General features: G+C 40.7%; 22 protein-coding genes and 1 riboswitch. Of the genes, 9 read left to right on the top strand and 13 right to left on the bottom strand.

All coding sequences use genetic code 11. The features are described from left to right. Positions 1-6 precede the first annotated feature (6 nt). From ABIN91_RS08500 to ABIN91_RS08470, 7 genes are all read right to left on the bottom strand, one after another. A complete protein-coding gene (locus ABIN91_RS08500) occupies positions 7-981 on the bottom strand; it encodes a pectinesterase family protein (RefSeq protein ID WP_348050509.1) in 975 nt (324 codons plus the stop codon). Then, entirely contained in the window at positions 978-1,931 is a 954-nt protein-coding gene (locus ABIN91_RS08495; protein WP_348050507.1) for a pectinesterase family protein, read from the bottom strand. The genes ABIN91_RS08500 and ABIN91_RS08495 overlap by 4 nt, the downstream gene beginning before the upstream one ends. Continuing rightward, positions 1,931-2,722, bottom strand: coding sequence for a rhamnogalacturonan acetylesterase (locus ABIN91_RS08490; RefSeq protein ID WP_348050505.1), 792 nt, complete (start codon positions 2,720-2,722; stop codon positions 1,931-1,933). Before ABIN91_RS08490 ends, ABIN91_RS08495 begins: the two co-directional genes overlap by 1 nt. Positions 2,723-2,730: 8 nt before the next feature. Continuing rightward, positions 2,731-3,498: a rhamnogalacturonan acetylesterase gene (locus tag ABIN91_RS08485; RefSeq protein ID WP_348050500.1), complete on the bottom strand. Its 768-nt coding sequence runs from the start codon at positions 3,496-3,498 to the stop codon at positions 2,731-2,733. A gap of 93 nt (positions 3,499-3,591) precedes the next feature. Further along, entirely contained in the window at positions 3,592-5,178 is a 1,587-nt protein-coding gene (locus tag ABIN91_RS08480; protein ID WP_348050497.1) for a DUF5123 domain-containing protein, read from the bottom strand. A gap of 23 nt (positions 5,179-5,201) precedes the next feature. Then, positions 5,202-7,010, bottom strand: coding sequence for a RagB/SusD family nutrient uptake outer membrane protein (locus ABIN91_RS08475; RefSeq protein ID WP_348050495.1), 1,809 nt, complete (start codon positions 7,008-7,010; stop codon positions 5,202-5,204). 25 nt (positions 7,011-7,035) lie between these two features. Next, complete coding sequence (locus ABIN91_RS08470) at positions 7,036-10,287, bottom strand: TonB-dependent receptor (RefSeq protein WP_348050493.1); 3,252 nt, start codon at positions 10,285-10,287, stop codon at positions 7,036-7,038. A gap of 503 nt (positions 10,288-10,790) precedes the next feature. Here ABIN91_RS08470 and ABIN91_RS08465 point away from each other — a divergent pair. The 6 genes from ABIN91_RS08465 to ABIN91_RS08440 all read left to right on the top strand — a co-directional run bounded on the left by ABIN91_RS08465 (position 10,791) and on the right by ABIN91_RS08440 (position 16,920). Next, positions 10,791-11,834 (top strand): LacI family DNA-binding transcriptional regulator, encoded by a 1,044-nt coding sequence (locus ABIN91_RS08465; protein WP_348050491.1) that lies wholly within the window; start codon positions 10,791-10,793, stop codon positions 11,832-11,834. A 241-nt stretch (positions 11,835-12,075) separates the two neighbouring features. Beyond that, the gene (locus ABIN91_RS08460; protein ID WP_348050489.1) at positions 12,076-12,351 is read left to right on the top strand and encodes a hypothetical protein; all 276 of its coding nucleotides are present in this window, start codon (positions 12,076-12,078) and stop codon (positions 12,349-12,351) included. 34 nt (positions 12,352-12,385) lie between these two features. Then, entirely contained in the window at positions 12,386-13,132 is a 747-nt protein-coding gene (locus ABIN91_RS08455; protein WP_348050484.1) for a DUF6515 family protein, read from the top strand. A 325-nt stretch (positions 13,133-13,457) separates the two neighbouring features. Continuing rightward, complete coding sequence (locus ABIN91_RS08450; protein WP_348050482.1) at positions 13,458-14,906, top strand: circularly permuted type 2 ATP-grasp protein; 1,449 nt, start codon at positions 13,458-13,460, stop codon at positions 14,904-14,906. Positions 14,907-14,938: 32 nt separating this feature from the next. After that, positions 14,939-15,877 carry an alpha-E domain-containing protein gene (locus ABIN91_RS08445; RefSeq protein WP_348050480.1) on the top strand — a complete coding sequence of 313 codons (939 nt, stop codon included), beginning with the start codon at positions 14,939-14,941 and terminating at the stop codon, positions 15,875-15,877. A gap of 56 nt (positions 15,878-15,933) precedes the next feature. Further along, positions 15,934-16,920: a transglutaminase family protein gene (locus tag ABIN91_RS08440; RefSeq protein WP_348050478.1), complete on the top strand. Its 987-nt coding sequence runs from the start codon at positions 15,934-15,936 to the stop codon at positions 16,918-16,920. Between the two features lie 5 nt (positions 16,921-16,925). On the opposite strand, the gene ABIN91_RS08435 is transcribed toward ABIN91_RS08440, so the two are convergent. Continuing rightward, the gene (locus ABIN91_RS08435; RefSeq protein WP_348050476.1) at positions 16,926-17,627 is read right to left on the bottom strand and encodes a hypothetical protein; all 702 of its coding nucleotides are present in this window, start codon (positions 17,625-17,627) and stop codon (positions 16,926-16,928) included. Between the two features lie 212 nt (positions 17,628-17,839). Here ABIN91_RS08435 and ABIN91_RS08430 point away from each other — a divergent pair, with 212 nt between their 5' ends. Further along, the gene (locus ABIN91_RS08430) at positions 17,840-18,928 is read left to right on the top strand and encodes an SGNH/GDSL hydrolase family protein (RefSeq protein ID WP_348050474.1); all 1,089 of its coding nucleotides are present in this window, start codon (positions 17,840-17,842) and stop codon (positions 18,926-18,928) included. A gap of 290 nt (positions 18,929-19,218) precedes the next feature. Here ABIN91_RS08430 and ABIN91_RS08425 read toward each other — a convergent pair whose 3' ends face one another. The 3 genes from ABIN91_RS08425 to ABIN91_RS08415 all read right to left on the bottom strand — a co-directional run bounded on the left by ABIN91_RS08425 (position 19,219) and on the right by ABIN91_RS08415 (position 22,396). Then, complete coding sequence (locus tag ABIN91_RS08425; protein WP_348050472.1) at positions 19,219-20,730, bottom strand: hypothetical protein; 1,512 nt, start codon at positions 20,728-20,730, stop codon at positions 19,219-19,221. Continuing rightward, complete coding sequence (locus ABIN91_RS08420) at positions 20,727-21,776, bottom strand: hypothetical protein (protein WP_348050470.1); 1,050 nt, start codon at positions 21,774-21,776, stop codon at positions 20,727-20,729. The genes ABIN91_RS08425 and ABIN91_RS08420 overlap by 4 nt, the downstream gene beginning before the upstream one ends. Positions 21,777-21,850: 74 nt before the next feature. Continuing rightward, positions 21,851-22,396: a hypothetical protein gene (locus ABIN91_RS08415; RefSeq protein WP_348050468.1), complete on the bottom strand. Its 546-nt coding sequence runs from the start codon at positions 22,394-22,396 to the stop codon at positions 21,851-21,853. A gap of 531 nt (positions 22,397-22,927) precedes the next feature. Between ABIN91_RS08415 and ABIN91_RS08410 the strand changes: the two genes are divergently transcribed. Further along, complete coding sequence (locus ABIN91_RS08410; RefSeq protein ID WP_348050466.1) at positions 22,928-23,647, top strand: terminase small subunit; 720 nt, start codon at positions 22,928-22,930, stop codon at positions 23,645-23,647. 122 nt (positions 23,648-23,769) lie between these two features. Here the strand turns inward: ABIN91_RS08410 and ABIN91_RS08405 are convergent, their stop codons facing one another. Both ABIN91_RS08405 and ABIN91_RS08400 read right to left on the bottom strand, forming a co-directional pair. Then, positions 23,770-24,834, bottom strand: coding sequence for a branched-chain amino acid aminotransferase (locus ABIN91_RS08405; RefSeq protein ID WP_348050464.1), 1,065 nt, complete (start codon positions 24,832-24,834; stop codon positions 23,770-23,772). Between the two features lie 265 nt (positions 24,835-25,099). Continuing rightward, on the bottom strand, positions 25,100-26,053 hold the full coding sequence (locus ABIN91_RS08400) for a tryptophan 2,3-dioxygenase family protein (protein ID WP_348050462.1): 954 nt from the start codon (positions 26,051-26,053) through the stop codon (positions 25,100-25,102). 122 nt (positions 26,054-26,175) lie between these two features. Here ABIN91_RS08400 and ABIN91_RS08395 point away from each other — a divergent pair, with 122 nt between their 5' ends. After that, a complete protein-coding gene (locus ABIN91_RS08395; protein ID WP_348050460.1) occupies positions 26,176-26,673 on the top strand; it encodes an LEA type 2 family protein in 498 nt (165 codons plus the stop codon). Between the two features lie 19 nt (positions 26,674-26,692). Beyond that, positions 26,693-26,757, top strand: a riboswitch (Fluoride riboswitch). Positions 26,758-26,770: the final 13 nt, after the last annotated feature.

The raw sequence follows: 26,770 nt of genomic DNA, 5'->3' as shown, positions 1-26,770 counted from the left end.
ATGTGTTCAATTTTTAAGTTCGGGGTTCCAGTGATCCTTTCCGCCCAATACGTTTTTTATGGTTAGTTTTCCTGCCTCCGCGGTACTCATCTGGCGGCTCCATTCAACCCGGCCCGCTACTGCCGCGCCCGGCCCATAATTCTGAAATTCAAAATACCGGGCCGTTTTATAGCTTTCGGTTTTATTCCAGTTACTCCAGCCCTCTGCCTTTACCTGTTGCCCTATATAACAATGCATATAAATTACCCAGGCATACGGCCGCCAGGGCCTGCCCAACGATACCATGTGCAATGCACTATCGCCCGTTAAGCGGCAATCGTTAAAAACGTATCCAACATTATGACTTTGCGGGGTAGAAGCCGCCGTAACATGCGAATTTTTTTTGCTGTGGATATGGCATTGCTCAAACCAACAAGTTGCCGCGCCGAATATAAAATCGGTTGTACCTTCTATATAGCAATCTTTATAATACTGCCTGCTGCTTTCGTTATTGGTAAACAAAATATCCTGATTACCAATAAAACGGCAATTGGTAAATACGGCCCGGTCGCCATCACTCTCCACTGCCACAGCCTGCCCGGCAGTAAAACCTGCCGAATTTTCAAATGTAATATCGTGAGCGGTAAAGTTATCGGCCATTACTTTAAAGCTATATGATGTTGGTGTGCTGATCATTTTACCATCCGTCCCAATTTTACCCGTATGGTCATCATACGTCAAAACTGTATTGAATTTTGATTCCCCAACAAGCGTTACAAATGCCTTAGTCGAATCTAAATGAAGCTTTTCTTTATAAACACCATTCTTTACAAATACAAGTACAGGTTTTTTGTTTCCTTGCGGGATAGCATCAAAGGCCGCTTGCACAGTTTTATAATCACCACTACCATCAGCCGATACGGTAATTTGTTTCTTAGCCTGCCCCTTAACGGCGATGGCCGCAAACAACAGCCCGATGATAACCAATTGCTTTCTTATCATTTCGTGTCGGGCTTCCAGCCATTTAATATTAATGCCGGCGTGTATTTTGCAGCTTCCGCGTCGGTTAATTGATGGCTCCATGTGGCGCGCTCATCAGGTTTATATCCCGGGCCGGTATTTTTGTATTCAGCATAATAAGCTGTCTTTTCGTTTTCCGGATTACGCCAGTTATCCCAGCCCGCAGGCCTGATCATCGCACCCAGATCGCATTGCAGGTAAACTACTTTAGCATACGGCCTCCAGGGCCGGCCAAGCGCGTAACTGTTATCCGGCGCATTACCTGCAATTTTACATTGAATAAAAACATAACCATACGCCGTAGTATCTAATGTTGATGCCGCTGTTACATAAGCGCCGCCCTTTTTACAATAAATATTGCAGTTGGTAAACAGGCAGGTTCCGGCGCCAAAAATAAAATCGGTAGTGCCTTCTATATAACAATCCTTATAAAATTGCCTACTGCCCTTGCCATGCGTATAAATAGTATCCTGGTTACCTAAAAAACGACAATTTAAAAAGCACGATTTATCCCCGGCAACGTAAATGGCCAAAGCCTGACCAACCGGACCAGCAGAATTGTCGAACGTAATATTCTTAGCGGTAAACCCGGCTCCGTAAACGTAAAAACTTGCCGAGCGCGATGTACCTAACGGCTTCCCTAACGAGTCGAGCGTACCCGCGTAATTACCATAAGTAAGCACTGTATTTTTAACATCCGCGCCAATTAGCGTTACATTAATTTTAGAAACCGGCAATACAATGCGCTCTTTATAGGTTCCTCTTTTTACAAATATTTCGGTTGTTGCCTTGCTGTTATCAGGTACAGCGTTAATAGCCTCCTGAACGGTTTTATAATTCCCAGAGCCATCCAAGGCAACTATTATTCTTTTTTGAGCTTTCGCGGATATCGCAGAAGCAAATATCATTAACAATAAAACTAACTTTTTCATTATTTCACCTGTGGGTTAACACTTGCTTTGTTAGTTCCTTTACCTATCCTGGCGGCCAGGTCAAGGTTCTTCTCCTTAATATCATTCAACACAATCTCGGCCATTTTACGTGCGCCAAACTCGTTAAAATGTGTATTATCATGTCGTCCTAAAGGGTAATTAGGGTGCTCTGCCGAATCAAGTTCCATAAACAACAGCTTTGAATTAGCCTCGCCCAATTGCTGGTACAACTCGCGGCTCTTTTTATCCAGGTCAATTACCGGCACTTTGTATTGCTCGCCAACCTCAAATACGGCTTTGCTATATTCCACATGGGTTTCTTTAGCTTTACCATCCTTATCAAAACCGCGCCGGCTTACCGGTGTAACCAAAATAGGGATGGCATTTTTAGCCCGGGTTTCAGTAATAAATTTGATCAGGTTGGTTTTATAATCAGCCACAGGCGTATACCTTGCAGCAAACTGAGGTTCTTTAGCTTCGTCGTTATGGCCAAACTGAATAAATACATAATCGCCCGCGTTCAAACTATCGGCAACAGGTTTCCAACGGTTTTCCTCTAAAAAGGTACGGCTGCTCCTGCCTCCCTTCGCACGGTTATCAATGGTAACTGTTTTATCAAAATAATTGGCAAACGGCATCCCCCAGCCTGTAACGGGCCTTTGTAATTTAGGGTAGTTGCACATGGTTGAGTCGCCGATCAAATAAATTTTAATATTGTCCTGTGGTATTAAAAACGACATCAATATTAACGCGCACATCGCTGCTCCGTATTTTAGCAAATTCTTTTTCATTGTTGATCTTATTTGATGCCAAGATTGGAAACAACTATCCTGCTTGCCAACTCCAGCTTTAACAAACGGATATCGGCCAGTACAATCTCGGCCATTTTGCGGGCACCTAATTCACTAAAGTGAGTATCATCCTCCTTACCTCCCGGATAATTCGGATTTTCGCCCGGAGTTAAATAGTTATAAAGCAATTTAGAACTTTCAGGCCCCATTTTTTGTAATAAATCCTGACTTTCTTTATCCAGATCTATCAACGGCGCATTCTGCTCCGCGGCCACTGTACGTACTATAGCCGAATACACATCATGTGTTCCCTGAATTTTACCATCCTTATCAAACTTGCGCCTGGCCACCGGGGTGATCAGCACAGGTATAGCTTTTTTATTTCTCGATTCTGTTATAAATTTAATCAGGTTGGCTTTAAAACCTTCTTCGTTAATGTAGCTCCCCTTGGTAGGCACCTCATCATTATGTCCAAATTGAACCAGCACATAATCACCCTCTTTCAAATCACGCTCAACGGGTTCCCAAAGCTTTTCGTTTATAAAAGTTTTAGTACTGCGGCCATTTTGGGCACGGTTATCAACCGTTACTGTATTATCAAAAAAGTTATAAAATGGCATGCCCCAGCCCGTTTCCGGGAAAGCCTTTACCTGCTTGTTAGCCATAGTTGAATCGCCGATAAGATAAACCTTGATGGGGTTGCGCTGGGCAATTGTAAAACCCACTAAGGCAAATAGAACTATAACAGGTGCAGTTTTAAACAGATATTTATACATAAGCTGATGTGTAGGTTATAAGTGTTAAATATACGGTTCTACATTAAAAAGGCCACCTTTTACAGCGGCCTTTTATGTAACATTTATAATAGTTTAACGCCATCTCGGATCGCCGGTGGTACCTTTCCCGGCATAAGTGGCATCTTTGAATTTAAAGTTTCCATTGGCCGGATCTACCCAAAGATCAGTTGACAGCTTGGTGTAAGGAATGGTGTTGGAAAAACCTGTTGAACTGGTGGTCAATACAAAATCGGATGTTGAATAATTGTTTTGAGATAGATCAGTAATTGTACCACGTTTGCCGTTCACGGTATACACAGGTGGCGTGGCTGTTGATGGTTTACCAACACCAAAAATATTGTTTTTAATTGTTGTTGTACCCGTAATGCCCACACCATTATAATCTAAATAATAGCTACCACCACCAAGCGGCGATGCATAGAAGGTATTATCGTTAATAGTTACGTTAATTGAGTTTGATTTACTTACAAACAACTTCTCGCAGGTATTAATGGTGCTATTGCTTAAAATAATGTTATCAAAGTGCTCAATTGTAGCGTTACTTACCGTCATTAAACCATAATCAATAATATTACTTATCAAGCAATTATTCATAGATAGGGTTGTAATAACAATTGCCACGCTTTGTGTCCTGTTCACTCCGCGGAAAGTATTTATGGTACAACCCTCGTAACTTATGGTACCAATATTACATGCTGTATTAATATTAAACACATAATTACCTGTTGTGCCGGTAAGCGTAAGCCCCTCGAAAGCGATAGATGGAATAGTACTTGCCGCTACAATAGCAAACATAGAACCACCGCTGATATTAATAGTAGCATTAGTTGAAACGCTTAGATCGCTTCCGCTAATTATTTTGATACTCTTACTTAAATTAATAGCTACCGGCACATTATAAACAGCTCCACGTTGCAATACTACAGTTGCACCGTTAGCTATTAACGGAATAGTATCCGCAAGTATGGTTGTACGTTTGGTAAGATCAATACCGCGGAGGTCAATAATAACACCACTCAGTGGCGCCTGGGTAATGTAGTTATTCCAGCCGCGCAATTTAGCCCCGCTATATAACTGTACTATATAACCGGTAGACGAGGTTAAACCAGTAATATCATAATACTGGTTAGTTATGTTGGTAGATGTAAGTGTAATAATTTTAACTACGCTGCTATCTGTTTTTAACACTTTTATAGTGGTAACCGCGTCGCCGCTATTTGTCCAGCGCAATTTTATCGCACTTTCCGTAACATCGGCCAGGGTAGGTGTAGTTACAATAGTTGGAAACTTAGGTGTTTTAATACTACCTAAAATTGAGTATTTTGAGTTTTTGGTGGTATCCGTAGCTATTGCCCTTACTTGCACCTGGTATTGTTGCTCCCATTTCAGATTCGCAAACACAAACCTGCTACTGTCAATAGTAAGAGTTGCATCAATATGTTTAAATGTATCCCGGCTTAACTGAACAGTATAATGCGCCGCCCCGTCAATTTTTTGCCATTCTGCCGTAACCGAGTTATCGGGTGCCAATAAAGAGCTCCTTAAAACCGGGCGGAAAAGCCTGTCAGGTACGCCACTAAGCGAATCTGACTTTTTACATGCGGCCGCTAATAACATCATTGCAGCGCATATCGTTAAAATAAAATATCTTGTTTTCATGTTTTATGTTTTTAAACCGTCAATTAGTTTGTAAAACCATAACCATCGTTTTTCAATGTTCCGCGGCTATCGCTAATTATAGAGCTTGCAATAGGTAACATATAATTTAACGGGGTTAAGCCTGAATTATCTTTGTATCCTCTCCAGCTATAGGTGATATAGGTAGATGGGGCGCCCGAACTCTGTAATGATCTTAGCCAGTTAAGCGCTGTCCAGCCGGTTGGTGTACCACCTTGTACTTTCGCGTACCTGCTTAAAAAGCTAACCGTTTTATCACCATTTAATTTATAATACAATACATCCGGAAGGTTTGAATAGGTACCGGTTCCGGCATTGGCATCAATACCCATCTGGGTGGCGATATTCCTGGCTTCGGCAACTTTTTTACCGTAATAATTCCAGCGTATCAAATCATATTTACGTAAACACTCTGCTCCAAATTCCCATGCTCGTTCATTTACTATCGCGTCAAAAAACGTTTGTTTTGATGCGGATACTGTATTAATGTAAGCATCTACCTTGGTTGACCAGATAGCTGCCGGGAAAGCCCTTTGGCGAACCATTTTTAAAGCATTCTTAGCATCGCCTGTTGGTGATCCGTTGATCTCATTCTCTGTTTCGGCAAGCATTAACAATACATCGCTATAACGCATTAACGGCCAGTTAATACCGGTACCTTTTGACGAAGCTGTACCCAAAGCCACCGGAACCAATATCCTGTTCCATTTTGCAGGGGTAATAGATGTTGCCGATAAAGGCGTTTGTTGTAACGTAGCCGAATAATAATATATTGAGCATGTTGCCGGTAACCTAACATCCAAAGTATCAAACGAGTGATAGTAAGATGGGCTCATACCCAAATATGCCGATCCGGTTCCGTAAGGGTTGGCAGGTCCTGCATCAACACGCATACCGTTACACCATGCCACGTCTCCCGCATTTGGCCCAAAGGCAACTTCGTAAAGTACATCGCTATTTAACGGTTTAATGTACTTACACTCATTTAAAAACACATTCGAGTATGATGGATCAAGCGTATGGGGTTTTAAAGTCATCAACTTACGGCAATAATCGTTCGCTTTTTTATAATAAGAAAGATAATCTGCTTCATTACGTTTCATGGTCAAGTCAGGGTACAAAGCGTAACCACCACGTGTTAACGACAAACGCGCAATAAGGCCCATAACAAATTCGCGGTTAATACGCTCAATTCCGTAATCTAACTGGTCAGCCCATTTCATTTTAGGTTCCGCAGTTACCAAATCATTAATAATATTAGTCAAAATCAGATTCCTGTCTGTTTTGGGCAAGTAAAAATTATCACCATCACGGCTTGGAGTGGTTTTATAAGGCACATCACCCCAGTTTTCAACCAATAAATAGTACCAGTAGGCGCGTAACGTGAAACATTCGCCTTCTAAATGTAGCATCGCCGGATCGTTGGCTTTATACAAAGCGCTGGCTTCAATACCTGCAATACATTCATTCGCTTTATTAATAGCATTGTAAGCATTGTTCCATACGGCAAGTAGGTCAACCTGGGCCGAAGTAGCCTCGAACGACCATATATCCCGCCTTGAACCATCGGCGGAAGAACCAACACCTCCAATTTCGATATCGTTATTGCCTGTAAAATTGTTTGATACACGTGATGTGAACGCATCGGTGTTAAACAAAGCATAAACACCATTAACAGCTCTATTAGCATCACTAACAGTAGAAAAAATATAAGTCGAATCGTATACAGACGGAGCAGCGGGATCTAAAAATTTTTTGCAGGAAGCGATGATCGTTGAGATCAGCACTAACCCTATAATAATTCTTGTTTTCATTTTGTATTATATATTAATATAAATGTTAAAAAGTGAGGTTTAAGCCAAATGTAAACGTGCGGCTTTTAGGGTATCCCGAGTAATCCACACCTGGTGTTAACACGTTATATCCATCAGTGCTTCCGCTTGGTGCGGTGCTAACTTCCGGGTCGTAACCTGTGTATTTGGTAAACAGTAAAGCATTATAAACGGTTCCGTAAACGCGCAGTTTTGATATGCCTACACGCTTGGTTAGTGATAATGGTACGGTATAACCAAGCGTAACGTTGCTTAGCCTTAAAAAAGACCCGTCTTCTATCTCAAGCGACTGCGCAACAGGCGAAGCGTTACCGTATGAGTATGGTGAAGCAATTGTTGGATTCGGGTTTAAAGCACGTAAAGCTTCCAGGTCTGTTACCTGATTACCGGCCGCATCAATATAGTGGAATCTGCTGGCATAGTTTGATGTATTTAACATGTTGCCCCAGGTTGTACGATAGTACATATTAAACGATTGTTTACCGGTGTTATATACCTGGTTGCCATAGCTCCAGGTAAAAAAAGTATATAGGTCAAACCCTTTATAGCTGGCATTAAAACCAAAGCCACCTGTTGCCTTAGGTAAGGCGCTGCCTATCACCTGACGATCATAAGTAGCATCGATAACACCATCCGGTACACCGTTAGGGCCGCTTATGTCTTTCAATTTGGCCACACCAGGCCTAACCGATATGCCACCTGTTATATTTGTATTATCAGCAACTCCCGGTTTTAAAACGTATCTGCCTGTAGATGCATTATACGATGAAAAATCATCAACGCTGTAAAAACCATCACTAACATAGCCATATATCAAACCAATTGTTCCACCAACCCGGGCGCGGTAATCATCAATAGCTTTCAAGTCTGTACTTGCCCAACCTGAGTTTGATATAATCTCGGTAGCGCTGCCGTCCAGTTTGTCAACGCGCGCTCGGTTCATAGCAATATTAAATATACCATTTAACCTAAATCCCTTTTTATCAACAATAGCACCTGTTAAACCAAGTTCGATACCGCGGTTAGATGTTTGCCCTATATTTTGTTGTTGTGCAACAAAACCCGTACTGGTAGGGATATTGGAAGTTACCAGCAGGTCTTTTGTATAATTAGAATACAGATCTAAAGAGCCGGTCAGCCTGTCATGAAAGAATCCAAAATCCAAACCTGCATTCTGGGTAATTGTAGTTTCCCATTTCAAATTAGGATTAGGCAGCAAAGATGATGAATATGTATAGTATGGCTGGTTGGTATCACCAAAACCAATTGGTCTGTTAACAGCGATAGAAAAAGTTGGCCCTGTAAGGTATGGCGGTATCCTGTTATTACCAACGGCACCGTAGCTTAAACGTGCCTTAAGTTGAGATACAAAAGTTGCATTCTTCATAAACGGCTCGTCCATAATTTTCCAGGCAATCGCCGCGGCCGGGAAAAATCCCCATTGATGCCCTTCGGCAAATACACTCGATCCATCGGCCCTTGCCAATGCTGATAATATATATTTGTTTTTATAGATATACTCTACCCGTCCAAAAAACGACATCATATTTGCCGGTTGAACTTCTGTTGATAAGATTTGGTCGGGGGTTCCGGCCGCAAAATTTGCGAACAATTTTGCTGGTGGCAACGTTATATCAAAACCCTTTGCGCGGTTATAATTAGCACTTGCCAGCGCCGATTTTATTTCTTGCCCGCCTAAAACGTTAAATACATTTTTGGGGCCTAGTTTAAATTTATAAGTTAAAGTATTGGCCCAACGATAGGTTTGTGCCTGGGCAATCGTTATTTCGCCCAAAGGCAAGCCCCCGTTGTTCGATGCAAGCAAGGTTAGTGGCCCATAGTAGCGTTTACTGTTACCAAAACCCAGGTCCACGCCACCTTCTGTACGATAACTTAATCCATTAGTTACCTTCCAAGCCAAAGCAGTTTGTAAGGTAAATACCTTAGTAACAACGTTTCGATAATCCTGCGCGGCCAGTGTAGCCGGGTTAACTGTACTACTAATAAAATCTTCGTAATCCTGATCGTTGCCAGATACAGCGTTAGCACCGCTTAGGTCAATAAAATCGGCAAGGCCGTTAACTGGCTTAGTTGTAATACCGGTACCAACTTTTGCCGTTGCGCTGCCGCTCGTACCACCACCGTTAGATATAGTATTGCTAAAACGGGTTGTTAGGTCCAACGTTAACTTGTCGGATATCGTATGGTTCAATTTAAAGTCCATATAAATGCGCTCAAAATTTGAACCCACTTGTAAACCCTGGTTTTTGTTATCGCTGGCACTTAAGCTCATCTTTGTTTTTTCGGTACCACCTGTAATGCTTAAGCTATGTTGCTGGCTGGCGGTGGTATTACCAAACAATACTTTCTGCCAATTAGTGCCTTTTTGGTTTTTATAGAGTTCTAAATCACCATACGCACCAAAATATTTCGAAAAATTATCTACAGCGGTTTGGCTGGTTATACGGGCAAACTCGTATTGCGCCAATACATATTCGTAAGGCGAAAGAACCTGTAGCTCACGCGGGAAGGTTCTTAATTGCCCATAACCGTTGTATGATATGATGGTACGGCCCGCCTTAGGTTTTTTTGTAGTTACGATAATAATACCGTTAGCACCTTGAGAACCATATATTGCCGTAGCTGCCGCATCTTTTAATACGTCAACACTTTCAATATCATTAGGAGCAATATTACTCAGATCGGCCACGGGGAAACCGTCAACAATATATAACGGCGAGTTATCCTGTGTAACCGAGCCTCCACCACGTAAGCGAATTATCGGGTTACCATTAGGGCTACCATCGCTTGTGGTTACCTGTAAACCCGGAACACGCCCTTCAAGCGCTTCGGCAACGCTTGTAATAGGATTTATTTCGATATCTTTTCCGGATACTGATGATATGGCAACCGAAAGATCACCTCTTTTTTGAGTTCCGTAACCTACAACCACAATCTCGTTTAAAGAAGAGGATTCACTCTCTAAAGTTACTTTCAATTGGGTTTGGGTACCAACGGCAACTTCTTTGGTTTTATATCCAATAAACCTAAAAACCAGTATCGCGTTGGGAGCTACATTTAATTTAAAGTTACCGTTTACATCTGTAGCCACACCATTTGTGGTGCCTTTAACAGTTACACTCACACCAACAAGTTCCCCGGTGTTATCAACCACCTTGCCACTTATGGGCTTAGTTTGAGCCCATGCCATGCTATATATCAGCAAAAACATGAAAAATAAAAGTAATTGTTTCCTCATAATCATTTGTTTAAATTGGTTTATTTAGTTAGATATTCTATTTAATAATAATAACTGTTTAACAATTTTATTAATGCTCGATTGCAATCCGTGTCAACTAATAAACACACAGATTGCATATTTAAACCCTGTTAATAACCATTTACATGGTCCATACAGTTTAAATCAGCCTAAAAAAAATTGAACGATTAATAATTGGTATTCAGCAATATAAATTATAATATACAAGTATCAAAACACCTAACAGTGCTTCCCTCCTACAGATATATTTCCATAATGGGCAGTTTTTACTCGTAAAGCGTTTTTTTGTAAATTGGTTCTTTGGTTCTTTCTACTAAATTATGCTTAATCGGCTGAATAAAGCTGATTAAGCATAATAAATATTTGTGCAATCGTTGCCGGGAACGTTGCCGGGTTTATTTAAAATGGATTATTATATTTGCAATACATGAATTTTAAACTTTAAGCGTTTTATTCATATATTTCAATTGTAATCAAAAAGCATGTTTGAGCCTATAACTATTAAAGACATCGCCAAAGCCCTCGGACTATCAACGTCTACCGTTTCAAGGGCATTGCGAGGTGGTTATGAAATTAGCTCCGAAACCAAGAAACTGGTTTTAGAATATGCCGAAAAAATAAACTATCACCCCAATCCAATAGCGTTAAGCTTAAAAGAGCGCCGCAGCCACTCCATTGGCGTTGTGGTTTGCGAGGTTGCCAACAACTATTTCTCGCAAGCTATTAATGGGATAGAATCTATCGCTTACAATCGTGGTTACCACGTTATCATTACCCAAACGCACGAATCGTATGACCGGGAAGTTGTGAACGTACAACACTTGGCCTCGCGCTCAGTTGATGGCTTGCTGGTTTCGTTATCATCAGAAACTCAAGACTTATCACACCTTAAATATCTGCATGATAAAGGTTTGCCGATGGTGTTTTTTGATCGCGTTGCCGCGGAGATTGAAACGCACAAAGTAATTGCTAATAACTACAAAGGTGCTTACGATGCTACAGAGCATTTAATACGCTCAGGAATCAAAAAGATAGGCCATTTAACCAGCTCACCTTTTTTATCCATCAGTATTGAAAGGCTCGAAGGATATAAAGATGCATTAGCCAAATACAACATCCCTTTTAATCCAGATTATCTGCAACATTGCAGCCATGGTGGCATGATACAAGAAGAAGTTGAGGATGCCGTAAAACGCTTAATTGAAAACCCCTCAAGGCCCGAAGCTATTTTTGTTGCCGGCGACAGGTTGAGCACCGGTTGTTTGATCGCCTTAAAAAAATTGGGGTTAAAAGTTCCCCGAGATATTTCGATAGCTGGTTTTACCAATTCGGATTTTGCCGAACTGTTTAGTCCGCCATTAACTACCGTTCGCCAGCCCGCGTTTAAAATAGGCCAGATTGCTACCGAAATGCTGATACAATTAATTGAAAGCAAATACCCGGTAACCGAGTTTGAAACCAAAATGCTGGATACCGAATTGTTTATCCGCGAATCATCAGATTTTGCTGTGCCGATAGTGCAATAAGAGGGTCGGAAAGACCGAAAGTCGGAAAGACAAACCATACAGTTCATCACAAAATCATCTTCCGGACTTTCCGTCTTTCGGACTAATAATTACTTCTTCTTCACCGGTTCCCCGTCCCTGATCTCATCATTGCCAAAGTAATCAGTTCATGCCCTGCTTTTAGATTTCCGTAAACCTCAATTTTGCCATCAGCTTACCGATACCACCATTGACATGGGCGAAGCTAACTTAGTATTGGCATATGCCTGATTGGATAGTGAAGCCCTATCTAAAAAACCGGGATATTGTTGCCATACCGGTATCGCTTACTATCGATAGGCGCATGTGGTATGCCGCAACCATTAAACATACACCTGCTATTCAGAATTTTGTGGATTGTTTAAAACAGCATTTTGGTGCTGATACTAAGGTAAGTACCGGGGGCCACCGCGAAACAGAAATGTTAAAAAGAGAAGAACGCGATTTTTTTAAGATAAAAATTACGTTACCCAATATTTACCCACAATATTTTAGTTAAATAAATGTTTACAGCCATATAAGCATTTAAAACGATGAAAAGCACATGGAAAAACATAATGGCGATTGGTGCTTCCGCATTATGTTTACTGTTAATTGCAAGCACCAATGTTGATGCGCAAAGGCGCGGTGGTAGCGGCCGCGTATCAATCGGCATCCGCGGTGGCTTTGGCGGGCCGCGTTTTGGTTTCGGGTTTGGTTATCGCTCTTACCGACCGTATTATGGTGGTTTCAGGTATGGGTACCCGGGTATAGGTTTAAGTTTTGGCTATTTACCTTACGGATACTTCCCATTCTACTACGGGCCCGATATGTATTATGGGTTTGATGGCGTTTATTACCGCCAGAATAACGACAAGTACGAGGTTGTTGCGGCCCCGGTTGGTGCCGAAGTACCTAAATTACCATCGCATTCAAAATCTATCATGATCAATGGCGAGCAGTATTACGAGCTGAATGGCGTTTATTACAAAGAGGTTGTTCATCCAGACAACACCAAAGGTTACTTAATTGCCGGTAAAGATGGTGTTTTGAATACCGGGCAAGATGAGCAGCCTCAATTACCAAAGCTTGGTGATATTGTTGACCAGCTACCCCAGGACTGCCGTACGGTAACATTGAATGGCAAGAAATTCTTCGTATCGCCAGATGATATTTACTATGAAGAAACGGTAGATAATGGTGGCACTACAACTTATAAAGTAGCAGGCGTGCCTACCGAACAAAACAGGGAAGAAAAACAGATGCAAACACCTCCACCACCATCTGCCCAGCCGGAATAATAACCGGTAAATTTACATTGAACTTAAGGGATGCATATAAATGTATCCCTTTTTTATTGGCATGAGTTTATTAACAAGTTCTTTAAACTTTATGAGCCTACCCATGTTAAGTAAAATCACTATCTTGATAAAAAATCATTTTCGAGCCGAAACACTATTTTTAATTGTTTACGTATATTTTAAAATATATGCATTTTAAATGGTGAAAGATTGAAAATTTTTGTGCATTATTGAATAATTGCTTACTATTTTGTCGATGTTGACTTTATAAACGGCAATTGTTTAATAAACTGGCAATTTTATTACAGGAAAGGAGGGTTAATTAATGCAAGAATCGGCTTATTTTAAAAATTACAACCCAACGCCTGGCACTTGGGACGAAATGTATGGCTCGGATTCGAAGATTCGCGACCATTATCAAAAAGTTATACAGTATTTGAACAGGGAATCTATCGACGACCTGAATAAGAAAGAAGATCTGGCCAAACGCCTGTTCATGAGTCAGGGCATTACCTTCACCGTTTACAACAGTGGCGAGGGCATCGAAAAGATATTTCCCTTTGATATTATCCCCCGCATTATCACAGGTGATGAGTGGACCTTTGTTGAGAAAGGCATCAAACAACGCTTACATGTGCTTAATCTATTTTTGAAGGATGTTTATAGCAACCAGTTCATCATCAAAGACGGCATCGTCCCGATAGATATCATTTACTCGTGCCCGCACTTTTTGCGCGAAATGTGCAATGTTGAGGTACCCTATGATATTTATGTACACATAGCGGGGATTGATCTGATCCGTGATTTTGACGGTACTTTTTATGTATTGGAAGATAACCTGCGTACACCATCGGGCGTAAGCTATATGCTGGAGAACAGAGAGATCACCAAGCGTTTATTTCCTGATCTGTTACCACAATGCGGCGTTAGGAGCGTTACCGAATATCCTAACATCTTATACAAAAACCTACTATCCTTATCGCCAAGGCAAATACCACACCCGGTAATCGTATTATTGAGTCCGGGTATTTACAACTCAGCTTATTTTGAGCATACCACACTTGCCCGTTTAATGGGTGTTGAGCTGGTAGAGGGTCGCGACCTGGTGGTAAACAATAGCAAGGTGTACATGAAAACCACCACCGGCTTGCAGCAGGTTGATGTGATATACCGCCGAGTTGACGATGAGTTTTTAGATCCGCTGGAGTTTAACCCATCGAGCATTTTAGGTATATCGGGCATTATGGGCGCTTACCGTAAAGGTAACGTGGCCATTGTTAACGCGGTTGGTAATGGCGTTGCCGATGATAAGGCGATATACTCATACGTTCCGGATATGATCCGTTATTATTTGAACGAGGAGCCTATTCTAAAGAACGTACCAACTTTCCAATTGGGCAATCCCGAAGAAAAGGAATACGTTTTTGCCAACATCAACAAAATGGTGGTAAAGCGCACCAATGGCAGCGGTGGCTACGGTATGCTCATGGGCCACGCGGCAAGCGAAGCAGAAACTGAAGAATACAAAGCCGAGATACTCAAAAACCCGCGCGATTTTATAGCGCAGCCAACCATCAGCCTATCGGCAGCACCGTGTTATATGCAAGGCTTATTAACGCCAAGGCGGATAGATTTGAGGCCATACGCCTTATGCGGACCAGATGGTATTGAAATAGTGCCCGGCGGTTTAACCCGTGTTGCTTTGCGCGAAGGATCGCTGGTAGTAAACAGCTCACAGGGTGGGGGTAGTAAAGATACCTGGGTTTTACTTTAATTAATTAAGATATTGAATAACTATACATACACATGTTAAGCAGGGTTGCATCAAGTTTATATTGGATGAGCCGCTACATTGAACGTAGCGACGGCATTTTGCGGATGCTAAAGATCAACTACGCATCATCGCAGGATACGGTACAAAAATTTACCTGGGAACCTGTGGTGCGTATTTTTGCCGGTGTGCCGGATGAAGACGTTGAAGTGTTGGAGCACGATAGCCGGGCCGTTTTAAAATATATGGTGTTGGATAGGGAAAACCCCAATTCTATATTGAACATTATTACCCAGGCCCGTGAGAATGCCCGCAGCGTTCAGGAGCATATCCCGAAAGACCTTTGGCAATGCCTCAATGAATACTACCACGCTGTTCGCGACCCCAAACTGAACTACTGGCTTGAGAAAGACGACCCGATAACCGCATTGGATATCCTGATCAAACAAGGGATGCTTTACTATGGTACTGTTGAAATTACTATGGAGCGTGGCGAAGCCCGCAGTTATATGAATATAGGTCATGCGCTGGAGCGGAGCATCCAGTCTGTAGATATACTGGATACCAAGTTTGGCTCTATTGATGATAACCCCGATTTGCTAACCGATACTACTTACTGGAAACATCTGCTGCTTTCATTGGGCGGATACGAGATCTATTTAAAAACCTATCGCAGCAAAGGCTTTGAGGCCGAGAACGTTTTGGAGCAGGTTATTTTTAATACGGAGTTCCCGCGTTCGGTTATTTATTCGGTAAAACATATCGAGATCTATTTTGAGCGTTTAAAGAGCGAGAGCAATATGGATGAATTCAGAGAATTATCATTTTTGATAGGTCGCCTGCAAAGCAGTATCCGTTATAGCTCAGTAAAAACCATATATGAAGAAGGCCTGCACGAATATCTTACCAACATCCGCAGCGAATTGTTTAAAATTGGTAACAAGTTAAATGAACATTATTTTGCTTTTCAGTAAGCATAAACCTATCCTTGCAATCCTTTTATAATTTAATGTTGCAATAAAAAAAGCCCATGCCCGAGTTCAAAATACATCACGTTACCAGATATATTTACGAAAGTGCTGTACGTGATAGCGCCAACCAAATCATTCTTTATCCTATTCAGGATGAATTTCAGGAGGTGGTAAAACATCAGATCAAAATAAGCGGCGAACCGCATGTAGATACCCATATTGATTATTATGGAAACGAGATAGGCAGTTTTACGCATATTGAACCGCATATGCAGTTAGAAATATCATCAAAAATATGGGTGACCACCAAGCATCGCATGTTCCCGATAGATGATATGTTTGCCGATCAGCAATGGATAAGCTTACAGACATTACGTTATCAGGTGCCCTATATTGATTTCTTAAGGCAAGAATATTTTGAAGGCCTAACCGAAATGCAGGCACTGGTTACCGTCCACAAACAAAAAAACGAAACCCCTTACCAAACCGCAGTACGCTATTGCAAATATGTTTACGAAAACTTCGACTATATAAAAGGCGTAACCACCGTTGAAACTACTCTGGATGAGATCTGGAAAATAAAAGCGGGCGTTTGTCAGGATTTTGCCCATATTTTAATGGAGATGCTGCGCGTAGTAAGTATCCCGGCAAGGTATGTTAGCGGATACATTTGTACCACCAAAAGCACCAGTATGCGCGGCGAAGGTGCCACACATGCCTGGGTTGAAGCATATATCCCCAACTATGGCTGGTTAGGATTAGACCCTACCAATAACATTATCGCTAACGAAAATCATGTACGTTTAGCCGTGGGCCGTAATTTTACCGATTGTACCCCCGTTAAAGGTGTTTATAAAGGAGCGAGCGGCCATACGCTTGAGGTTACGGTATCCGTTGGAAGCGAATACGATGCCGAAGAGCACGACTACGAAAACATACATCACGACGTACCACCGGTAGTACAACCAGCCACCAAGCCGGTTGTAAGAAACAGCTACAGGGAATACCTGGAAATGATCCAGCAGCAACAACAGCAACAGCAGTAGTTGATCTAAAACTTATACTTGACCCTAACAGACGTGAGCTTATAAAAACCTTTCAGATGGCTAAAATCACTGGTTCGGTAACCATCCAGGTAATAGTTGTTTACATACGAGAACTGAAAGTTAGGATTAATACTGAACCGATCAGCACCACTACTTCCACGGATATTAATATTAGTACCCAAATTAAACGGGAAAGACCACATTTGCAATATAGGCATGGTATATTGAGGCGGCACCTGGCTGGGGTAAATGGTAAATGTATTGCTGGTGCGTAAACGGCCAACACCTGCGCCAATGTAAATGTTCTTTACAATATCCTGAAAGTTGTTTTTGGCATAAAAATCAGAAATTAAGCCTATCGCCACCCTAAAATTTATATTGGCATCTAAATATTGATTCTTACTGGTTTGATAATATAAATGCCCAAGCTTATCTACACCTTTTAAATATCCGCCCTGCGCCTCCAATCCGATAGAAAAATAGGGGTTAAAATCATAATCTAATGATCCTACGCCAACAATTTGGGCCGGGTTACTTTGGTAATGGGTATTAATTGTTGATAAACCAACGCCTATACCCAGCCTGAAACCCTTTTTGTTCAAACCGAAACTGTAATCAACCTGAGCCGAAGCCTGTTGCACCGTTAGTATGAGGATAATAAAGCAGCAAAGTTTGTATTTTATTTGAGATAGTTGTTTTGCTTTCATAAAATGTAATGGCATGTACATTTTTCACATTACAATTAGTGGGCCATTTTACTCGTTTTAGTTGTCAATAGTGGGGAATAAGGGAGATTGTTATGTATATTGTAAACTATTTGTTCAATAAAACGTAAACAATTGTTTATGTAATGCATAAATTTACCGTATTTGGTGTTTGCAACACTGAAGCAGTTTCAGCACACGTTCATTAATAAAGTATGAAGAGATTCTTTTTCTGTTTGTTCACTTTTGTAGCCACCCACACGCTTCTTATCTCTGCGAAAGCTTTAGCGGCACCCACGTATAAGCTATTTACAGCCAATAACAGAAATTTTCAATATACCGGCCGGATTGACTTCTCCGACCCCATGAAGCCACGATTCTGGTCGGCAGGTGTATATGTTAAAATGCGGTTTAAGGGTAAGGGCGCCGAAGTTATTGTGAACGATCAAATGCTGTATGGTAATTCGCACAACTATATTGATATTACCATCGACGATCAAAAACCATACCGCATACAAACCAGCGATTTTACCGACAATATAAAAATTGGTGGCGACCTTGAAAACAAGGCCCATACCGTTACCATTTGTAAAGATACCGAAGCCGGAATAGGCTACCTCGAATTTGTTGGCATCAAGTGCGAAAAGCTGCTTGATCCACCCGCTCGCCCAAAGCATAAAATGGAATTTATTGGCACCTCCATTACCGCTGGCGCCGATATGGACCGTTCACTATACCCCTGCAACTTTGGCGAATGGTACGGCCATCACAATGCCAACATGAGCTATGGCGCCTTAACCGCGAAGGCTTTGGATGCCGATTTTATGATCACCGCTATATCCGGCATTGGCTTAGCCAATAGCTGCTGTGGCATCCCAACCATGTTACAGGCGTTCGATAAGATCAATACCCGTACCGATAGCCTACAATGGAACTTTAGTACCTACCAGCCCGACGTAGTGAGCATTTGCTTAGGCGAAAGCGACGGCGCGGCAACAGCCGACTCGGCTAAGTTTTGTGGCGATTATGTGAACCTGATCGGTGTGATACGCCGATATTACCCCAAAGCCGATATTGTTTGTTTGAGCATCCCCACTGGCGATGTTAGGATGAATGGCGCGTTTAAACGCTACATGACAGGCGTCAGCGATTATATGAACGCCCATGGCGACACCAAAATTTATCCTTTCAGTATCTCTAAGGCCTACACTTCGGGCTGTAACGATCACCCCGATATGGGCGACCATGCCTTAATAGCTGCCGAGTTAACGGAGTATATCAGCAAGATCAAAAAGTGGAAATGATATAGAGCGGCACGAACCCGTTACCGCGACCGCAACTACACCGCGGCACAAACCGAACTGCGCTACCGCCTAAGCGACCGCTTTGGTATAGTAGGCTCTTAGGTACCGGCACCGTTTACCACCAAGCTTTGGACCTGAACTTGCTGAAACCCAACTACGGCGGCGGCCTCCGCTACTTTTTCGACGTGGAGAAAGGCCTGAGCGCCAGCTTTGATTATGGTGTTGGTGAGCAAAGGCCGGGCGAAGCACGGCAGAGTGGGTTTTATATTAGGTTGGGGGAAGCGTTTTAGTTAACCACGGAATAAATAGTCCAATACATAACTGGCAAACACAGCTGAAGTATTATAGAATAGATATAACGAAACTGTTGCTATTAATAGTAACCATAAGTACCCTAGCCAAATTCGTGCATAAATCAATCTTTTTTGATCAATAAATAGTAAGTCTGAATTAAATTCTTTGTCATTATTCAATATTCTCTGAATGTCTGCAGAATCTAAGAGATCTAAATATCTATCTTTTAAATTATTATAGCTATCAACAAATCTTTTTCTTTGTTCAATTACTTCCCATAATGACGCTCGAAAATATAAGTAAGAACATATTATAAAAACGATAGATAAAACTGTTGAATCAATTGTAAATACATTCGTTAGAGCAGTTTTGCTTAATAGTTTTAGTATAATGGCTGATATATAAAAACTTATTAACGCTAATGCACTTTTCTGAAAACCGGCAGCAAACGTTTCTATTATTTTGTTTGCCCGGTCATGAAAACTCAGTAATTGATCGGCTATCTTATTTCTAATTTCAATATACTGCTTTATGTTTTGTTTTTCATAGACTTTAAAACTGGATTGGATTGATTGATAGGGGTTACCATAAAATTTAATTTGGCTCTCTTTTTCAAAATGCAATGAAATTATATTTCTAGCTAATCCTATTTTATCGCTAAAGTTTCCACCATTATAACACCAATTATATATTTTAAAATATTCATCCACATCGGATTCGCTGATTTTAGAAAACTTTTCAGTTCCGTAAATAGATTTATATCCATTTAATTTATAGTCGATATCAGATTTTTCAATCGTGGTTATATCATATATGAATGCTATTGAGTATACTGTAGCAACTCTGTTGAACAATTTGGAATAATCTAAATCTGATAATTGTTCGGCAAAAAAATCACTTGGTGTAAACTTATATTGATTAAGTAAGTTAGAATTACAAACAGTTTTGGCTAAGTTAATTTGTTGTTCGTTTTCTGAAAAATTGTCATCTTTATTTAAAATAGTTCCTTTGTCTATAAAACTGATTGATTTGGTATTAAATCTTATATTATTAATTTGGGATTCAAGTAACAAATAGGAATTTTGACCAAAAGCCTTATTTATTGCAAATAACAATCCTGCAAAATCTAAATTACATAAGTACTTGAGCAATTCTGTTGGATAATAAACAGACAGAATTCCATTTTCTTTATTTTTCGTTATGGTAATTTGAATTTCTACCGTTTCGTTTTCCTCTATTGTTGAAATTCTAGTCGTTAGTTCCTTAATAAATTCGCCAGGGTTATTTCGAGAATAGTAGTCAATAGAGTCCTCGTCTTCTATTAAAATGGAAACTTTCAAAGTATCTCTCTTAATGGAAGAAGAAATCCCCGATAAATTTTCATTCGACGGCACCGAAATTAGGTTTGAACTTTTAAGCGTGATTTTAAGTTCGGAGAAAGATTCTTCTACACTAATTTCACCACTTTCACCAAATAGATTAATGATATCATTTAAACTATTGCTCATCCATTATTTTTGAGTTCATTATTGAAATGCTCATAACCTTGCTCAGATTTAATCATAACCCATTTTGATCCATCGAGCTCTTCATGTGGTTTTATAGTATTTTTCAAGTCACTTATGTCTTGTTTTAAAAGCAAATCAATTTGGTCTGTTAATTTGATTGAATTTTTAAAGCGTTTGTTTAATAAACCATGAACTATTTTAAAGCGATTATCGAAGCGACCTTTATTAGGTAAATTTCTAGCTTTTGACACTAAATCACCGACGTCAACTTTTGGGCTAAATGGCCTATAATTGACTATTACATCATTTATATATTGATCTAGCGAAAACTCTTCCTTCACTCTAAAATAATGAACAGTAGTATTCCATAAATTAAAATAATCGGCCTTAGCGTCCTTTTTTAAAGGAGATAAGATTTTGGAATTAATAACATTAAACGCACTTTCAGTATTATGTTCGTCGGTGTAAACTTCATCTAACTCTAAGAAATCGCGCCACCAGTAAACTGAAAATGTTGAGTTGGTGTCGTAAACAGATGTTCTAGTTACAATATTTTTATCATCAAATTCACAAATGAAGGCTTTGTATATTTTTTTGCGTAATGGTAAGCCTGACGTTTTTTTATAACTTGAAGAATCTATAAAATCATTATGGTCTGCTTTAGAAATAACAATTTTAGATGTACCCTTATCAAATTTAATTAATGACACCACTAAAACGCCTTTTAAAATTTCTACACCTAATTTTTCAACTTTAGCTTGCATGGAAACTTCGTTTGCGAGTAATCTTTTGGCGATATCTTCAACCAAATTATCATACTTGCTTTTGTCTTTCCTGTCGTTTAGTAATATTTTCCCTAAAATATTCCTTACCTGGGTAGTATCGCTTTTAAATTGATAGCCTTTTCTATCAGAATTATCTAAAATGTTTGTCACCAATTCTTTTACATATCCCTCAAGATCATTCCTATCTGACGAAAACGGCATAAGCGTAACGTCGTTAGTTTCGATATCAACTTTATATAAAGAGTTAAAAATTATATCCATGATTAAATTTAATATTTGTTAAGTAATGGACACTCAAAAATACTAAAAAAATTAGCATATTCAAGTGTTGAAATTTATTCGTTAATTCTTCTTATAAGGTGGTGACAACCGGGACCGAAAGGTATTGCAAGTAAATCTTTATTTCCAGGTTCCGGCCAATATCTTTTTCTGTGGTTATGATAAATGGATTCTATTTCGACTATTAATCCTTCATGTTCGGCGCAATCGCCTGGTTCCCATTTTGGAATTGCACCTCGATAAACTTCACAATGTGTTATCCCTTCATCTAATAGCTTTTTTGCTAATCCTTTCACATAGAAAGTGCTAAACTCTGTTAACGCTAATCTTTGGGCGGTTTGAGGTATATTTCTTTTCCTTTCTTTTTGTACACCTTGCGTTGTATAGGACTCTGTTGCCATCCAATAAGCTGGATCTAATATAGATTCATACAGAGTGTCTGGGGTGCCTCCGATTATGGCAACTTTTAATAAGTCAGGAAAAACCTCCAACCCTAAAGGTGATAGAGCTTTACTAAGGTAAGGATTGCCTGATTCGATTTCAAATATATACTCATTGAGCATATATTCTCTCGTACTGGGATTTAACTCTTCATAATTCATATTAATAGGGTTTAGGTATATCAAATCTATATTAAATAATTATAAAAATACTTATTGATGCTATTTTATTTGATTTAGCATAAATGTGTTACTAGATAAATCAGGTCGTGTATCTAATCATTTTATAATATAATTAGTTATTCCGATAATTTTGGTTATTATGTAATTTGAAATCAGATAGTTATCTTTGTAGTACGGAAAGGATTTTAACTTTTCGTGAGGCGTGGGTGTTTCTTCACCTGTACTGATTTGCCGTTGTGGTGATGGGTTGCAATGTTTGCGGCTTGTTATGTGATAACGGTTGTGTCTGGTGGGTCGCGTGGTGAAACACACCCCTCCGCCCCTCTCGAGAGGGGAATCGCACCTGGCCAACGCTTTTGGTTGGTGGCTTACCTTTCTTTTCGCTGTTCTCCGTGCGGTTGCTTCGTTCCTCGCAATGACACGGTTTTTTTCCTTTGTGTTGAGGCTTTTGTTTTGCCGTTCGGCTTTTTCTTTTCGTGAATTTTTTAACCAAATCAATTATATAAACCAATGATACAAGTTACCCCCAATTTGAACGATCAGCAGATACGTTTCTGCGATGAATATTTAGTGAGCTTTAACGCTTATAAGAGCGCTATCAGCGCCGGTTATAGTGACAACACCGCCCGTAAAGGCGAGATTTTACATACGCCGAAAATTCAGGAATATTTGCGGCTGAAAATGCAGCAACGGAGCGAACGGATGGAGATTACTCATGATATGATTTTACGCGAGTATGCCAAGATAGCTTTTAGCAGTATGGCTAATTATTATGATACGCAGGGGAACATCAAACCTGTTTGCGAGCTAACTGATACTGAAATGGCGGCGATCAGCTTTTTTGAAACGCGGAACATTGCGGAACCGGATGGGTATATTGTTGGGGCGGTTAGCCGGATAAAACTGCATAATAAGATGGCGGCTTTGGATAAGATTGCGAGGCACCTGGGGTTTTTTGGAAGTCAGAATCAAGAGGCCAGAATCAAGAATCAAGACGAAGTGCATGGGCAAGAAGTTTTGATGGAAGATGTGGAGGAGACTCAAGAAGCAAGAGGCGAGACTCAAGATGAAGTGCATGAGCAAGAAGTTTTGGTGGAGGATGCGGGTGAAAAAGTTCTTACTTTATCCCCCCTGTATGCGGTGAGTGATTGTGGTGAGGAGTATATTGCTGCAGGAGCCGATGTTGATGGGCTTATGGCGGAGTTGTTGTTGAGGGGGACTGACGATTAATTTCCTACTATTACCCCCCCCCGCGTCCACGCATGAATACAAACGATTGTGAGCGACCACGCTTACGTCACAAAAAAGAGCGATAAGTCACCTCATCGCTCTTCATATCAAGTATAAAACTCTTAAACCATATAATTCCAACCATACGGGTCGGCAGTTATCCCGTAACGTATCTCATCCAAAGTTTTCAATACCTTTTTGCTGAATTCGCGTTGAGTAGGATCTGGCAAAGTATAAACAACGCCCTCGTGCTCAATCACACCAATCGGCGCAATGGTAGCAGCGGTTCCGGCGCCAAAGGCATCGGTTAGCTTGCCATTTTTGGCGCCTTCTAATATCTCGGCAACGCTTACACGGCGTTCTTCAATTTCGTAACCCCATTCGGCGGCTAACTTTAAAACGGTATCGCGGGTAACGCCCTTCAAAATGGTATCACGGGTTGATGGGGTAATTAGTTTACCATCTAATATGAACATTACGTTGGCAGCGCCAAGCTCCTCTATGTATGCGTGTTCTTTGCTATCGGTCCATATTAATTGGTCGTAACCTTCTTCTACAGCTTTGCGGGCTGGCAACATGGCGCCACCATAGTTTCCGGCAGCTTTAGCATAACCAAAACCACCTTCGGTTGAGCGTGAATAATAGGTCTCTATCTTCACTTTTAGCGTTTTGGTAAAGTACGGACCAACCGGACCGGCTATCACCATAAACTTATAAGTTGTTGATGGAGTAACACCCAAAAACGGGTCGGTAGCAAACATAAACGGGCGGATATACAACGAGTGACCCGCTTTCGTCGGGATCCAGTTGCTATCGATATCAACCAAAGCAGCTATGCTTTGTACAAAAATATCCTCCGGCAAATCAGGCATACACAAACGCTCTGCCGATTTGTTGAACCTGGCGGCATTCATATACGGACGGAAAACCGAAACCTTTCCATCGGCATGTTTATAAGCTTTCAGCCCTTCAAAAAACGACTGGCCATAATGCAGTGAAGAAATTGCCGGACTCATACTAATTTCACCATAAGGGACGATCTGAAAGTTCTTCCATTCGCCATCGGCGTAATCAGCCACAAACATGTGGTCGGAAAACGTGCGCCCGAAAGGCAGGTTGTCAAAATCGGTTTCTGCTAAACGCGATGTTGGATTTTTAGTGATGCTGATGTCAAGTGTTTCTGTCATGGCCTGTACGTATTAAAATAGGAAAGCAAAATTACGGAATTAGTTTTGAATTGGTAAATTATACCCCTACAACAATTTGGCCGTAAGGTATTTATTCCACCCTCAAGAATAATAAATTATAAAATCAATATTAAGAAAAGCATAGGGCTTATGCGATTCCCTCCCAACGGGAGGGTGTAGGGAGGGGTTTCTACAACAACCCATAACCACATTCAAAATAAGCCCACCAATAATCACAACCGGTAAGGAACAGTCCGCTCAGCGTTCAATTACCATTTAAAACGTTTTCAACCCAGCTTTTACCCCATTCTTCAATCTGGTCCGGGTTCCATACAGAAGGATAGAAGATCCGTTTTTGAAAACGCGGGGGCAAATACTTTTGCCAATTTGTACCACCGGTAGCTTTAATTTCTTCAGGCTCTCGATGTAAATAACGCACTGCCGATTTATAATGCACCAGGGGCCAATTCACATTTACCTGAACATCAAAGCGGCGCAGCTCGGCTTCGAGCCCGGTGGTATCTGCTCTATTATTTTTCAATACCGCGAGCAGAGTATTAAAGTTCCGGTTAGCGCAATACTTTCCTAAATCAATAAATACTTTTGCATATTTTTTTTCGAACTGCCTTAGTGTAAGTGTTTTTTTACCTGTGGATAATTCGGTAGCGCCAAACTTCCAATAAATATATTCAAACTGTTCTTCTATACTTGCAGCGCGTAATTCCTCACGCTTATCCTTGGCAACCAAATTAATAAAATCAGTAGCGTAAATCTCTATCATCCTGTATTGGCCCGATTGAAACCCGCTCGCAGGCAGTAAAGACATCCTGAATTTCAAAAACTGCTCCTTCTCCATCCCATCAACCATAATACTGAACGAGTGGGTCAAGGCATCAAAATAGTTGTTAATGCGTTTCAATCGGGCAACAAAAAACTCAACCGTCAGCGCTTCGTGGTTTACTATTTGCTTGCACTCGTGCAAAACCAGCTTAAAATACAATTCGGTTATCTGGTGGTAAATAATAAATATCTCCTCATCCGGGAAAGGCGTTTTAGGGCTTTGCAGCGATAATAAAGTATCCAGATGGATATAATCCCAATAGGTCAAAAAATCAGCGTAAAGCAACCCATCCAGGTACGATGCCATATCCTGACCCATCGCTTCGTACTTTTCCTGCAAGCGTTTAATCCGGTCCTCAATTTCGGGTGTGATGTGCATATACCAAAGATAACAAAATGTGCAGACGGGTAAATGTGCCGGTGTGCAAATACCAATCAACTAATAAACCAACTAAATTACTTTCTTTGCAATCATATCCATAGTTTAAGCGTTACATCGTTATGAAAATCACATTCACCACATACATCAAAGGCATTGTATTGATCTCCGCGTTATTTATTTTAAGCAGCTGTAGTAAACCTAAAGATTTAAAATACGGCGCCATAACCGATGTATCCGTAAAAAACATGAGCCTGAGCAGTGTTGATGTAGAAGCTACCATCCCCATCGAAAACCCAAACGGCTACGCCATCAACGTTCAGGAAGCTTTGTTAGATCTTTCGGCCAATAATAACGTAATAGCTCACGTTACGCAATCATACCCGGTTACCATCGCCGGTAAATCAAAAGCCGAGTATAAATTTGGCGCGAGTATCAAATTAGCCAACGCCGGCGCTTTAATGTCACTTATCGGTTTAATGAATAACAGCAGCACCAACCTCAATTTAGATGGCACCCTAAAGGTAAAAGCCAGCCTGTTCACCAAAAACGTACAGGTGCACGAGCTTGGCATCCAAAATTATTTGAAGCCCGTAATGGATAAGATCAAACCATTTTAAAAATTCCTGCTATATTTGAATATACAAAGGTGATGGTGTACCACCTAATTGAACCGCTGCAAAGCTGATGACGCCTGCCAGATAAATTTATTTATTT

This window comes from Mucilaginibacter sp., from assembly GCF_039921305.1.
GTDB lineage: Bacteria > Bacteroidota > Bacteroidia > Sphingobacteriales > Sphingobacteriaceae > Mucilaginibacter.
The sequence above is the reverse complement of the archived record's forward strand: the minus strand, read 5'-3'. Positions and strand labels throughout refer to the sequence as shown.